Here is a 13,454-nt window from a genome sequence, read left to right as displayed (position 1 = left end):
GGGACCGATATCCGTCTGCCCCTGAACAGACGCATATTCGCCACCCTTTCCCACCTGTTCTATTTTGCCAAGTAACGAGGTCTCTCATGCCGACTGCCAGTTTCTCTGCCCCGGTTTATTTCGACATTCTGACGTTCACCAATGACGGATATGAGATCAACCTGTATCTCGACTGGTCACAGACCGAAGGTTTTGGAGACCCCTATTATTATTCGGGCTCGATCAACCTGATTTTCATGAATGAACATTACAGCCATATGGATGCCCATGATCCATATCTCTACCTTAATGCGTCTTTTTATCTTGACGCAAACACGGTTTATAACGGCCAATACTGGGTTGATGATTATGAGGCCTGGTCGGCCCCGACCGGCACTTTCAGCGTAGCGATCTATGACACCCAGATCACCTATCGGGGCAATGCGCATACCGATATCGTCATTGGGTCTGATTTCAATGATCGCCTTTTCGGATTGGGCGGCAATGATGCGCTGCATGGTGGCGGCGGCAATGACACGCTGTTTGGCGGCATTGGCGCAGACACGCTGCAGGGCGGCGACGGCATCGACTCGGCCTCTTATGAATTTGCCGCATCGGGCGTGGTCGTCTCGCTGACAGAGCCCTCGCAAAATACCGGAGAGGCGGCGGGCGATGTTTTCGACAGCATCGAGGGGCTGATCGGTTCAGCCCATAATGACACGCTGACGGGCGATGAAGGCGACAATACCTTTGCCGGACGGGCCGGAAATGACCGCATTCTTGGCCATGGCGGGAATGACAGCCTGGTCGGCCAGGAGGGCGATGACACGCTGATCGGCGGCGACGGGGCCGATACGCTGCATGGTGGCGATGGCAATGATTATGTCCTGTACAGCGATGCCGTTACCGGGGTTGTTGCCGATCTGCTTAATCCGTCGCTTAATACGGGATATGCGGCGGGCGATGTCTATGTCTCAATCGAGAACCTTTATGGCAGCCAGTTCGATGATGTGCTGGGTGGCAATAATATCGCCAATATCATGGCGGGTGCCGCCGGCAATGACATTATCGACGGCCGTGGCGGCAATGACAGAATTTATGGCGGCGCCGGTGATGACACATTGATTGGCGGCCTTGGCGCAGATCAGCTGTTTGGTGATGCGGGCTTTGATTTCGCCTCTTATCAGACTGCCTCGGATTGGGTTTTTGCGTCTCTTGCATCCCCCTCTTCAAACACTGGCGAAGCTGCCGGTGATACCTACAGCAATATCGAGGGGCTGATTGGCTCTGATTTTGATGATTTCCTGCTTGGCAATACCGCAGCCAATGCGATTTACGGCGGCGCAGGCGATGACCGGATTTATGGCGGTGGCGGCGCTGATACGCTTTATGGCGGCACGGGCAATGATACGATGTTCGGCAGTGCCGGGGCGGATCAGTTCTTCGGCGGCGACGGGCGTGATGTGGTTGATTATTCGCAGGCAACAACCGGGTTGCGCGTTGATATGCTGCTGCCCGCAACCAATACCCAGAATGCGGCGGGCGATACGTTCTCTTCCATTGAGACGATTATCGGCAGCAATTTCGCAGATACGCTGAATGGCGATGCGCAGCACAATCAGCTGATCGGCGGGGCCGGGAACGACAATCTGCACGGGCGCTCGGGCAATGATACGCTGGATGGCGGGCTGGGGCAGGATATCCTCAATGGCGGTGACGGAATGGATACCTTCCGCTTCTCCGCGCCGCTGGTTGCCGCCAATGTCGACCGAATTGACGGCTTCAACGCGGCGGATGATACGATCCTGCTGGTCAGCCAGGTCTTTGCCTCGCTTGAACTTGGCACGCTGGCGGCTTCGGCCTTTGCCAATAGCCTGACCGCCACCACTGCAGAGCATCGCATCCTTTACGACAAGCCCACGGGCCGGTTGTTTTATGATGCCGATGGGGCGGGCGGCGCGGCTGCGGTGCATTTCGCCACGCTCAGCGGTGCGCCGACCATCACGGCCTCGGATTTCCTGGTTCTGTGATCCGGGTTCTGTGATCCTGGTGCTGTGATCGGGGCGGCTTTAACCTGCAAACAACTGCAGCGGCCAGGCCGCCGCTGCGGTCACGACTGGCGAACACAACGCGCAGGTGCCGCATCCCTGCGCGTTTTTTCCATCCCGCTGCCCCTGCCCGCCCTGAGCGCGCCATTTCTGCCCTCCTGGCCCATTGCCTTTCCATCCCAGCTTCGGCAAACCGTTTACAAAGCCTGGGGCCTGACCCGGGACTGCGCGTGATGACGGGGACGGGAGAGACGCTGATGACACGGATCGACAAGGCATTCGCACGGCTGCGGGCCGAGGGGAAAAAGGCTTTCGTCTCTTACATCATGGCGGGCGACCCGGATGAGGCAACCTCGCTTGCGCTGATGAAGGGCCTGCCGGGTGCGGGCGTCGATATCATCGAGCTGGGCATGCCCTTCACCGATCCGATGGCCGATGGTCCGACCATTCAGGCCGCAGGCCAGCGGGCGCTTGAGGCGGGCATGACGCTGCAGCGCGTGCTGTCCATGGCGCGGGCCTTCCGTGAGGGCGACCAGTCCACCCCCATCGTGATGATGGGCTATTACAATCCGATCTATTCCCATGGCGTTGACCGCTTCCTGAAGGACGCGTCCGAGGCCGGGATCGACGGGCTGATCGTCGTCGATCTGCCGCCCGAAGAAGATGAAGAGCTGTGCATTCCGGCGCAAAAGGCGGGGCTGAACTTTATCCGCCTTGCCACCCCCACCACCGATGACCGCCGCCTGCCAAAGGTGCTGCAAAACACCTCGGGCTTTGTCTATTACGTCTCGATCACCGGGATCACCGGGGGCGCTGCCGCCGAGGCGGCCGATGTCGCGCCCGAGGTGGCCCGGATCAAGGCAAAGACCGATCTGCCGGTGATCGTCGGCTTTGGCATCTCGACGCCCGAATCGGCGAAGGCGATTGCCGGGGTCGCCGATGGCTGCGTGGTCGGCTCGGCCATTGTGAAAAGCGTTGGTGAAAAGCGCGATACCGCTGAGATCCTGGCGCAGGTGGCAGCCCTGGCCGCCGGTGCGCATTCGGCCTGATCGGGCGGCCTGATCGGGCGGCCTGATCGGGCGGATCCGCGTTACATTGCGATCATATAAGGGGGCTGTAGCGAAGGCTGCGGCCCCTTTTTTCATCTCTGCGCGGGCTTATTGTGGGCTCATGGCCTTGCGCTGGCGGGCGCGTTCCAGACCCAGCCTGCGCTCGCGCCAGATGATCATCATGCCCGCGAAGATGATCAGAACCGCGCCACCCAGCATGGTCCGGGTTGGCACCTCGGCAAAGACGAACCAGCCAATCGCCAGCGCGAAGATCATCGAGGCATAGTCGAAAGGGGCCACCACCGAGGCATCGGCCTCGCGGTAGGCCGAGGTCAGCAGGATCTGCCCCACGCCCCCCAACAGCCCGGCGGCGATCAGCGTCGCGGCTTCAACGGGCGTCGGCCAGACCCAGCCAAAGGGAATGGTGAAAAGCGACAGGCCCGTCGCCGTCACCGAGAACCAGAAGACGATTGTCGCGGTTTTCTCGGTGGCCACCAGCTTGCGGATAAAGACCTGGGCCAGCGCCGCAAAAACCGCGCCGCAAAGCACAAGGCTTGCGCCAAAGGCCTGGGCATGGCCGCCGCCTGCCGCCCCCTCAACGCCCTGCAGCACGCTGAGACGGGGCGCGATCACGATCAGCACGCCGATCAGCCCGGTCAGCACCATGGCAATGCGGAAAAGCCGCACATCCTCGCCCAGGAACATCGCGGCAAAGACCACCGTCAGCAAAGGCGCGGCATAGCCGATGGCGGTGACCTCGGGGAAGGGCAGATAGGCCAGGCCCGCAAAGCCCAGGCCCATCGCCATCGTCCCCGCAAAGCCGCGCCAGACATGGCCCATCGGATTGGCGGTATAAAAGCCGGTGCGCAACTCGCCGCGCAGCGCCAGCCAGGCCACGATCACCGGGATCGCAAAGAATGAGCGGAAGAACACCGCCTCGCCGCCCGGCACCCGCCCGGATGTGGTTTTGATCAGCGCTGACATCAGAATGAAGATCAGGACCGAGCCGATTTTATAGGCGATACCGCGCAAGGGGCGCATGGGAACTCTCCTGGCTTTGCCTGTTCAGAGCATGACCGGGCGCAAGGAGCAAGACATTGGGGGCAAGGCATTGGGAGCAAGGCATTGTCGGCAAGGCATTGGGCCACAGAGGGTTTGTGGCACAGGGTATATGACACAGGGTTATAACACGGGCACAGCGAGCCCAGGCCGCAGCGGCTTTCGCGCTCAGATCAGCGCCTCGGGCAGGAAGGCGGGCGGCAGCGGGGCGGCCCCCTCCAGGATCAGCTGCGCCAGCAGTTCGGCACAAAGCGGCGCCATGCCAAAGCCGGTTTTAAAGCCGCCATTGGCCAGGAAATGCCCCGGCCGGCCCGGCCATGGCCCAACCAGCGGCGAGCGGCTCTTTGCCCTGGGCCGGATCCCGGCCCATCGCTCCAGCAACGGGGCATCGGCAAGCGCGGGCAGGACGCGGATGGCCCCGGCCAGCAGCGCGTCGCATTGGGCATCGGGGCCAGGCGCGTCCCAGGTCGATTCGCTGGTCGAGCCGATGGCCGTGGTGCCATCGCCGTGAAACACGATATGCAGGCCCGGCGCATAGACCTGGGGGGCGTGGCGGGCGTCATAATCCAGCAAGACCGCCTGCCCTTTGACACCGCCGCCCAGCTTTTGCCCGAAGGCCTCGGACAGGGTCTGCAGCCCATCGACCCCGGTTGCATGCACGACCTGGCCCTCATCCGGGGCCTCGCCGATCACAATCTCTGCCCCCCTGGCCTGCAGCGCCGCCACCAGTGACGCGCAAGCCGCACGCGGGGCAATCCTTGCGGTCAGGCTGTCGCGGATCAGACAGCCGCCGGGCGCATGGGGTTCATTCCTGTCACCACTGGCCGCCACCAGCTGCCATTCGGCCTGGCCCTGCCACAGCGTTCTGGCCGCCTCTGCCCGTTCCTGCGCCAGCAAAAGTGCGGGCGCGTCGGCCACCGCCTGCACCCGGCCGCTGCGGGCATAAAGCGGGTCCAGCCCGCCCTGGCGCTGCACATCTTCCCACCAGGACGCGGCCATGGTCAGGCTTTGAAACTGAAACGCCTTCATCGGGTTCCATTTTTCCGGCGCATGCGGGGCCAGCGCCCCCACGATCCCGCCCGAGGCCCCTGCCCCGATCGACCGCGTCTCGATCACCCGCACCGCCGCGCCGCGCCTCACCAGCGCCCAGGCGGTGGAAAGGCCGAAGATCCCCGCCCCTCTGACCGTGACATCGACCGCCGTCCCGCCCATACTTGCCATCGTGCCCTCACTGCCGCATGGAGGGGGCAGCCAACCAGGCCGGATGTGACCCATGCCCGAAACGCCCCGCCCCGATCTTCCAGAACATGCCAGCCTCAGCTGGCTTGAGGGCGCGATACCTGTCGCCACCCGCTTTGACGACCCTTATTTCAGCCTGAAAGGCGGGCTGGAAGAGACGCGCCATGTGTTTCTGGCCGGAAACGACCTGCCTGCCCGGCTGCAGGACGGCTTTCACGTGGCCGAGCTGGGCTTTGGCACCGGGCTGAACCTGCTGACGCTGGCACTGGCCTGGCAGGAGGCGGGTCAGGGGGCGGCTCGGGGGGCAGGTCAGGGGGCAGGTCAGGGCCAACTGCGCTACACCAGTTTTGAGGCTTTCCCGATGCAGCCCGACGATATGGAGCGGGCGCTGCGCCATTTCCCCCAGGCCCATGCGATTGCGGCGCCGCTTCTGGATGCGATGCGGGCGGGCCTGCAGGAGTTTCAGCTGCCGGGGATTGATGTCACGCTGATCGCCGGCGATGTGCGCGACACGCTGCCTGCCTGGCGCGGGCGGGCGGATGCCTGGTTCCTCGACGGCTTCTCGCCTGCGAAAAACCCCGAGATGTGGGGCGAGGCCCTGATGGGAGAGGTTGCCCATCACACCGCCAGGGGCGGCAGTTTCGCCACTTATACCGCCGCAGGCCATGTGCGCCGGGCGCTGGCGGGGGCGGGTTTTGTCGTGCGCCGCCTGCCCGGTTTCGCGGGCAAGCGGCATATGTCTGCGGGCTTCCTTAGCTAAGCGCCGGATCTTCCTGCCCTGCTGGCTGGCTTATTGCAGCACCATCCCGCTGGGCCAGCTGAGCGTATAGCCCAGCGAGATCTCCTGGATCTTGCCCGGCTCCAGCTCAAAATCCCAGGCCAGCAGGCCGCGCTGCCCGTCGGGATCGGTGCGGGTGGGCCGGGGCGAGATCTCGGTCGCAATCTTCAGATCGGCCTGTTCCGAATAGGGCACCTGGTCGATCACCTCGACCGGCCAGCTTTCGCCCGTCAGGTTCTCGATGCGCAGGATCGCGGTCTCGCTTTGCTGGTTCGAGGTGGTGAAAACCCCGGTCTGCCCGGAATCGCGCTGCGGCATGTCACGGCGCAGCACCAGCCCGTCAATCGCGCCAAACGGGATCTCGGCCTCGGCCCCGGCAGCAGTCAGCGCCAGGTTATAGCCGCCAACCAGCACGCCCTCGCGGTACAAAAGCGCCTCACCCGGCAAGAGCGGCTCGCCCGAGCCATTGGTGAACTTCGCCATCACAAAGGCGGTGCGATCACGCGCGGGCACCGCCACAGCGCGGATCTCAGCCTCGGCCCCGATCCGGTCCAGGCTAAGGCGCAGATCCTCGACCCCGGTCGCAATATCGACCTTGCGCGGATAGGCATAGACCACGGTATCGCCCTCAAGCCCGGCTACGGCAGAAATCGGCGCGGGGCCGGGTTCCGGGGCGCCTGCCGCCATCATCACCTCGGCTGCGGGCATATCGGCATAGGCCTCGCGTGAGCGGGCCTCTTTCTTCGCCAGCTCATCAGCCGAGACGATCCGGCGCGGCACGGGCCACAGATGCGAGGGCGAGGCCTGCTCGGACGGGCGCGACGAGGACAGCGTCAGGGAGACCCCGCTCCAGTCTTCGCCACTGTATTGGGTGACGAGGACAGAGCGCTCGATCTGCAGGTTTTCGCGGTCCTTGCGGTTCAGGTGCAGATCGTAGAAGGGCCGCCAGCCCGCCTGATCGACGAAATGGCTGATGGTGATCACCTTCTCACCCGCCGATCCGGTCTCAAGCGCGGCCACCAGCGCGGTATAGTTCTGATCCGGCCCGGGCAAGGCTGCCAGAGTAGCCTCGGCCTCATTCACGCGTTTTTGCGCGGCCTCCAGCGCCTCCTGGACGGGCCAGAGATCCTTGCGGGCCTGCGCCGCCTCACGCGAGGCGGCCAGCGTTTCCTCGCCAATCACCTTTGCGAAATCGCGCAGGCTTTCGACGCTGGCATTCTCGCCGGGCTGACCGCTGATCGAGGCCAGATAGGCCATGCGGGCATTCGCGGCACCGATGCGCGACTGCACCTCTTCCACCTGGGCATTCGCCTCACGCAGATCGGCGCGGGCGGCATCAACCGCTGCTTTGGCTTCGGTTTGCGCCGGGCTAAGGGTCTCCGGGCGCGGCGGCAGGCGGTCATCCCGCAGCGAAAACGCGCCTGTCGTCACGCCATCGGCGCCGATCACCCGCATGGAACGCGCCTCGGTATATTGCGGCAGATCGGTCACCAAAAGCTCATGCACCCCGGCTGAGGGGCTTTCAAAACGCACCTCACGGGTGACCTTCGCCCCCTGAGGATAGACAGTGACATCGGTGATCGTGCTGGTTGCGGTGATCGTATCGGCAAAGGCCGGCAGGGCTGTGGTAACCAGCAGGGCGGCAAGGGCGGCACGCATGGGGCAACTCCGGTTCATTGGTTATGCCGGGATTATGACGCGGCCCCGCAAAGCAACAAGGTCGGAAAACCCGGCCCATGGATTTCCGCCTGGGCTGCGTCAAAAGCAGATCTGCCTTTTTGCCTGGTCCTGGCCGGGGCGTTTCCGCGGGCCCTTTTCCGGCGTCTCTTTTCTGGGCCCATATTCCGGGGGCCTTATTCCAAGGGGCCATATTCCGCAGTCTCTTTCGTTGGTCTCTTTCCGTCGTCTCGCTCTGTGGCTTCGTTTCGTGTGTCCTTCCTGGGCTGCTTTATCCGCGGCTGCGAAACATCTCGCGGATGGTTTTCACCACGCCCGGCTCTTTGACCCGGTAGCCCGGCAGCCCCGAGATGGCGCGGGCAAATTCCGCCCCGCGCATGGCCGAAAGCACCCGCCCCATCGCCGGGTGATCCAGGATGCGGGTGTGACAGAGGAAGACGTAATCCTCGGTCAGCACGGGCACGAAATCCAGGCCGAACTGCCGCGCCGCCGCCTCGACGCCAAAGGCCACATCGGCATAGCCCGAGGCCACATAGGCCGCCACCGCCGCATGGGTGAACTCGGAATGGCTGTAGCCCTGGATCGCAGCCCCCTGCACCTGATGCTGGGCCAGCAGCTGGTCAAACAGGATGCGGGTGCCCGAATCCGGATCCCTATTGACGAAACGCACGCCCGGGCGCAGCAGATCCTGGCAATGGGTGATGCCCAGCGGATTGCCCTTGCCAACGATCAGCCCCATCTCGCGGGTCACGAAAGAGATCACCCGGTGCTGATCCGGGTCCAGCCAGCCGCGCATCATCGCCAGCATCCGGCCGCGCAGCTCGCCCTGGGGCAGATGCATCCCCGCCAGATCGCAGCTGTTCTCAACCATAGAGACCAGGGAATTCGAGTTCGAGACATAGCGGAAATCGACGCTGGACTCGCCGTCACGCGCCAGGATCTCGCGCAGTTTCGGCACCGCAAATCCATGGCTGGCCCTGACCCGCAGCTCAAGCCGGCCACTGGCAAGGGTCTGGTTGACCTCGGTCTGCAGTTCCTGCGCCAGGTTTTGCAGCAAGGGGCGCAGCCGCGCCTCAAGCCGCTCAGCCGCCCAGACCAGCTTGTCACCGAAAGGGGTCAGGCTGGTGCCGCTGCCCTGCCTGCGCTCGACCAGCGCGGTGCCGAAAAAATCCGACCAGCGGATCAGCAGGTTCCAGGCATGGCGATAGGACATGCCCGCCCGCGCCGCCGCCTCGGACAGTTTGCCGGTATTGCGGATGTCAGAAAGCAGGCCAAGCGTGATCTCCAGCCGCTCGGGCGTATCGCTGCGCTGAAAGGCCCAGACCGGCGCGATCTCGACCCTGATCGATCTGTCCATCTTATGCACCTCTATTCATATATCTTACGTCTGACACCGGAACGCGACTTCCGGACCCGGGACAGTGATTCATGCAAATCATATCATATTCCCAGAATTATTCATCCAGGTAAGCATAGTTTCATCAGGGAATGCCGGGAGGAGAGCGGCATCCCCGATAGATATATGAACTTCGATGCATATCATGGAGGAAGCTATGTTCGACCAGAGAACCGGCAAAACCTGGCCGCTGCTGATCGGCGGCGAGGCGCGCCCGGCCCTGTCGGGGCGCGTGTTCCAGACGCTGAACCCCGCAACGGGTGCCCATCTGGCCGATGTGGCCGAGGCCGGGATCGCGGATGTCGATCTGGCCGTCGCCTCAGCCCGCCAGGCCTTTGAAGAGATCTGGGGCCCGATGCGGGCGGCAGATCGCGGTGCGCTTCTTCTGCGTTTCGCCGAAGTGATCCGGCAACACAGCGAAGAGCTGACCCAGCTGGAAAGCCTTGATTCCGGCAAGCCGGTTTCCGCGATCCGCCGCCAGGATCTGCCTGCGGTGATCGACACGCTGATCTATTATGCAGGCTGGGCCGATAAGATCACCGGAACCGTTACCCCTGCCCGCCCCGACGCGCTGACCTATACTGTGCGTGAGCCGCTGGGTGTCGTCGGCGCGATCATCCCGTGGAATTTCCCGCTGATGATCGGCATGTGGAAGATCGCGCCCGCCCTGGCCTGTGGTTGCACGGTGGTGCTGAAGCCTGCCGAGATCACGCCCCTGACCGCGATCCGGCTGGGTGAACTGGCGCTTGAGGCCGGGCTGCCGCCGGGGGTGCTGAATGTGGTGCCGGGCTTTGGCAAGGTTGCGGGCCAGGCCATTGTTGACCACCCCGATATCGACAAGGTGACCTTTACCGGATCACCCGTGGTGGGGCGGCAGATCCTGCAGGGTGCGGCGGGGAACCTGAAACGCGTCACGCTGGAGCTGGGCGGGAAATCCGCCAATATCATCTTTCCTGATGCCGATATTGATGCGGCGGTCAGGGCGGCGGGCTCGGGGATTTTCTTCAATACCGGGCAGGTCTGTTCGGCCGGATCACGCATTCTGGTTCACGAATCGATCCATGATGAGGTGGCCGGGAAGCTGGCAGCACGCGCCAAAAGCATGCGGCTGGGCAATCCCCAGGAGGCGGGCACCTCGATGGGGCCTGTGGTTTCCGAAGTGCAGATGAACCGCATCCTGACCTATATCGAAATCGGTCGCGCCGAAGGGGCGCAGCTGATCACCGGCGGCGCGCGGCACGGCGATCAGGGCTATTTCATCGAGCCGACCGTCTTCGCCAATGTCCGCCATGAGATGCGGATCTCGCAGGAAGAAATCTTCGGCCCGGTCGCGGCTGTGGTGCCCTTTAAAGACGATGACGATGCGCTGCGTCTGGCGAATGGCACCGTCTATAGCCTGGCCGCCGGGGTCTGGACCGCCGACATGACCCGCGCCCACCGCTTCACTCGCAGGCTGAAGGCCGGCACGGTCTGGGTGAACACCTACGGGCCGACCGATATCCGCCTGCCCTGGGGCGGCGCCCGTGATTCCGGTTTCGGCCGCGAACATGGCGAAGAGGCCATCGACAATTTCACCGAACCCAAGGTGGTCTGGATCAATACCGGCCCCGCCTGACCCGCACTCCCTGAGGCCTTTTCCCGAGGCCGACTTCGGGGTCCGCCCTGGCGGTTTCATCCCGCCCGGACCCCGCTTTTCCCCCATATCCCATAAGGAATTCCCCGATGCGTATCGCAATCATCGGCCAGCAGGCCTTTGGCAAAGCCGTGCTGGACGCCTTTCTTGCCCGCGGTGACGATGTCGCCGCCGTCTTTTGCGCCCCCGAAAAGCCAGGGGCGCGGCCCGACCCTTTGCGCCTTGCCGCCGAAGAGCGTGGCGTGAAGACCCTGCAGCTGCCCAATCTGACCAGCGCCGGGGCCGCCCAGGCCCTGCGGGATCTGGATGTCGATCTGGCCATCATGGCCTATGTGCTGCAATTCGCGCCGCAAGGGTTTGTCACCATCCCGAGGCACGGCGCGATCTGCTATCACCCCTCACTTTTGCCAAAATATCGCGGCCCAAGCGCGATCAACTGGCCGCTGATCCGGGGCGAGACAGAGACCGGGCTGACCATCTTCCGCCCCAATGACGGGCTGGACGAGGGCGATATCATCTTGCAAAAGACCACGCCGATCCTGCCCGATGACACGCTGGGAACCGTCTATTTCGACCGCCTCTTCCCGATGGGCGTGGCCGCGATGCTGGAGGCGGCGGATCTGATCCTTGCGGGCAAACACAGCGAATCCGTGCAGGATGAGGCGCTTGCCAGCTATGAGGGCTGGTGCCGCGATCCAGAGGCCCGGATCAACTGGGCGGCCCATGCGACAGATGTGCATAACCTGATCCGGGGCTGCGATCCGGCACCGGGGGCCTGGACGCAGATCGCCAATGCACGGGTCAGGATCTATGACAGCCAGCTGATCCCGGCGCGACGCTTTGCCGATGTGAAAGGAAAGCCCGGCACCATCGCCGCGATTGAGGGGGGCAAGGTGCTGATCGCGCTGCAAGGCGGGCTGGTGCAGATCGGGCGTATGCGCAGCGATCAGGGTGAAAAGCTGAGCGCAGCAGAGTTTGTCACCCGGGCGGGCCTTGGAGTTGGCGACCGGCTGGAGGCAGAGCCCCCTCCCGGGCGTCTGGCCGCCGAATAGCGCGCGCTACCCCCCCGAGACGCCCCCCCAAGCTGCCCCCGGGTGCCCCCTGAGTAGCCACCGGGGGCGCATCCGGATTGCCCGCCAGATTAACCCCGGGCGCGGGTCAGATCAGCTTGCAAAGCCCCGGCACAGCGCCTCGACCAGGGCGGTGATCTCAGCGTCCAGCCGCGCACGTGGCACGGCGATAAAACGATCCTGCAGGGCGAGCTGAACCGCGCCCTGCACCGCCCCGAAAAAGATCCGCACCCGGATCAGCAGATCCTCGGGCGGCAGGGCGGGGAAAACCTGCGCCAGCGGCCCCGCAATCAGCCCCATCAGCGCCTCTTGCTCGGCCTGCATCCAGTCGGGCAGCGCCCGCTCGGGTGACAGCTGAAACTCAAACAGCGCGGCCCAAAGGCGCGGATGCTCCATCGCGAAGGCAATATAGGCCCGCGCCTGGGCCTGCAGACGGGCAACGGGCGTCTCGCCTTTAACCGGGGCGATCAGCTCGCGCATGCGGATCAGCGTCGCGGTATTCACCCGCATCACCAGCTCATCCATATCGCCGAAAGCGGTATAAAGCGCACCCAATGCGCAGCCCGCTTCGGCGGTGATATCGCGCGCTTTCAGCTGCGAAAGTCCCTGGCTTTCAATACGGGCGGTGGTGACAGCCAGCAGACGCTCGCGCAGCCCTTCGCGCCTTTCCTCTCGATTGTTTCGCAAACCACGCTCCATTATTTCATGAACAACGTTCATTTTATTATTGAACGTCGTTCATTCTTGTGGCTATCTGGCGCCATGAACAACGTTCGTATCACGGAGCAAGAGATGTTCAAGACCCTGATCACACTCGGACGCAGCCGCAGCCACGATCTCGCACAGGCGGTAAGTGACGCAAATGCCCTGCCGATCCTGCGCCAGCAGATCCGCGACAGCGCGGCGGGTGTGCAATCGGCGCGTCGCGCTCTGGCTTTGGTGATGGCGCATGCCGCCCGCGAACGTATGACGCTGGAGCGGATCGGGACGCAGATCACCGATCTCGAAACCCGCACCCTGGACGCTCTGGCGCTGGACCGTGAAGATCTGGCAGCCGAAGGTGCCGCCGCCATCGCCCGTCTTGAGGGCGAGCAAAAGGCGACCCAGGCGGCGCTGAATTCCTACACAGCCGAGATCGCCACGCTGCAAACCCACCTGACCGAGGCCGAGCGCCGCCTGCGAGAGCTGGATCGCGGCAGCCATATCGCCGCCGCCGTTGCCAAAAGCCAAAGCCTGCGCGGGGTGATGAATACCGGCGTCACCTCATCGCTGAACGAGGCCGAGGCGACATTATCGCGGCTGAAAGACCGCCAGCAGGTTGCCGAATTCAGCGAGACCTCGCTTTCCGCCATGACCAGCTGCCAAAGCGCCGAGGCCGTCAGCGCCCGCATGGCCGCCGCCGGATGTGGCCCCGCGCTGGAAACCGATGCGACAGCCGTGCTGGCCCGCCTCAGATCCCGTCAGAACTGACATCTGCCCTGCCCTGACTTCCCCCATTTCACAGATTTCCCCCATTTCACAGATTT

11 protein-coding genes are annotated in these 13,454 nt (G+C 63.8%); 6 read left to right on the top strand and 5 right to left on the bottom strand.

Going from position 1 to position 13,454, the window contains the following annotated elements; translation table 11 throughout:
* The first annotated feature begins 86 nt into the window (after window positions 1-86).
* Together HOY34_RS22310 and trpA are read left to right on the top strand one after the other, a co-directional pair.
* Window positions 87-2,009: a calcium-binding protein gene (locus HOY34_RS22310; RefSeq protein ID WP_172362380.1), complete on the top strand. Its 1,923-nt coding sequence runs from the start codon at window positions 87-89 to the stop codon at window positions 2,007-2,009.
* Window positions 2,010-2,284: 275 nt separating this feature from the next.
* Complete coding sequence (gene trpA, locus HOY34_RS10155) at window positions 2,285-3,076, top strand: tryptophan synthase subunit alpha (protein ID WP_172362456.1); 792 nt, start codon at window positions 2,285-2,287, stop codon at window positions 3,074-3,076.
* 108 nt (window positions 3,077-3,184) lie between these two features.
* Here trpA and HOY34_RS10150 read toward each other — a convergent pair whose 3' ends face one another.
* Both HOY34_RS10150 and HOY34_RS10145 read right to left on the bottom strand, forming a co-directional pair.
* Window positions 3,185-4,117, bottom strand: coding sequence for a DMT family transporter (locus HOY34_RS10150; protein WP_172362378.1), 933 nt, complete (start codon window positions 4,115-4,117; stop codon window positions 3,185-3,187).
* A gap of 186 nt (window positions 4,118-4,303) precedes the next feature.
* On the bottom strand, window positions 4,304-5,356 hold the full coding sequence (locus tag HOY34_RS10145; protein WP_253944362.1) for an NAD(P)/FAD-dependent oxidoreductase: 1,053 nt from the start codon (window positions 5,354-5,356) through the stop codon (window positions 4,304-4,306).
* Between the two features lie 52 nt (window positions 5,357-5,408).
* Here HOY34_RS10145 and mnmC2 point away from each other — a divergent pair, with 52 nt between their 5' ends.
* A complete protein-coding gene (gene mnmC2 / locus HOY34_RS10140; protein ID WP_172362376.1) occupies window positions 5,409-6,134 on the top strand; it encodes a tRNA (5-methylaminomethyl-2-thiouridine)(34)-methyltransferase MnmC2 in 726 nt (241 codons plus the stop codon).
* A 30-nt stretch (window positions 6,135-6,164) separates the two neighbouring features.
* On the opposite strand, the gene HOY34_RS10135 is transcribed toward mnmC2, so the two are convergent.
* Window positions 6,165-7,811 carry a DUF4139 domain-containing protein gene (locus tag HOY34_RS10135; protein ID WP_172362374.1) on the bottom strand — a complete coding sequence of 549 codons (1,647 nt, stop codon included), beginning with the start codon at window positions 7,809-7,811 and terminating at the stop codon, window positions 6,165-6,167.
* Window positions 7,812-8,100: 289 nt separating this feature from the next.
* Window positions 8,101-9,186: a substrate-binding domain-containing protein gene (locus HOY34_RS10130; protein WP_172362372.1), complete on the bottom strand. Its 1,086-nt coding sequence runs from the start codon at window positions 9,184-9,186 to the stop codon at window positions 8,101-8,103.
* Window positions 9,187-9,382: 196 nt separating this feature from the next.
* Here HOY34_RS10130 and HOY34_RS10125 point away from each other — a divergent pair, with 196 nt between their 5' ends.
* Together HOY34_RS10125 and HOY34_RS10120 are read left to right on the top strand one after the other, a co-directional pair.
* Window positions 9,383-10,840, top strand: a complete 1,458-nt coding sequence (locus HOY34_RS10125) for an aldehyde dehydrogenase family protein (RefSeq protein ID WP_172362370.1) — start codon at window positions 9,383-9,385, stop codon at window positions 10,838-10,840.
* 107 nt (window positions 10,841-10,947) lie between these two features.
* Window positions 10,948-11,910, top strand: a complete 963-nt coding sequence (locus HOY34_RS10120; RefSeq protein WP_172362368.1) for a methionyl-tRNA formyltransferase — start codon at window positions 10,948-10,950, stop codon at window positions 11,908-11,910.
* A gap of 111 nt (window positions 11,911-12,021) precedes the next feature.
* Here the strand turns inward: HOY34_RS10120 and HOY34_RS10115 are convergent, their stop codons facing one another.
* Window positions 12,022-12,615: a TetR-like C-terminal domain-containing protein gene (locus HOY34_RS10115; RefSeq protein WP_172362366.1), complete on the bottom strand. Its 594-nt coding sequence runs from the start codon at window positions 12,613-12,615 to the stop codon at window positions 12,022-12,024.
* Between the two features lie 105 nt (window positions 12,616-12,720).
* On the opposite strand from HOY34_RS10115, the gene HOY34_RS10110 reads away from it, so the two are divergent.
* Window positions 12,721-13,398: a PspA/IM30 family protein gene (locus HOY34_RS10110; RefSeq protein ID WP_172362364.1), complete on the top strand. Its 678-nt coding sequence runs from the start codon at window positions 12,721-12,723 to the stop codon at window positions 13,396-13,398.
* Window positions 13,399-13,454 lie beyond the last annotated feature (56 nt).

The organism is Pseudogemmobacter hezensis (genome assembly GCF_013155295.1).
Taxonomy (GTDB): domain Bacteria; phylum Pseudomonadota; class Alphaproteobacteria; order Rhodobacterales; family Rhodobacteraceae; genus Pseudogemmobacter; species Pseudogemmobacter hezensis.
This window is presented reverse-complemented; position numbering and strand designations above follow the sequence as displayed.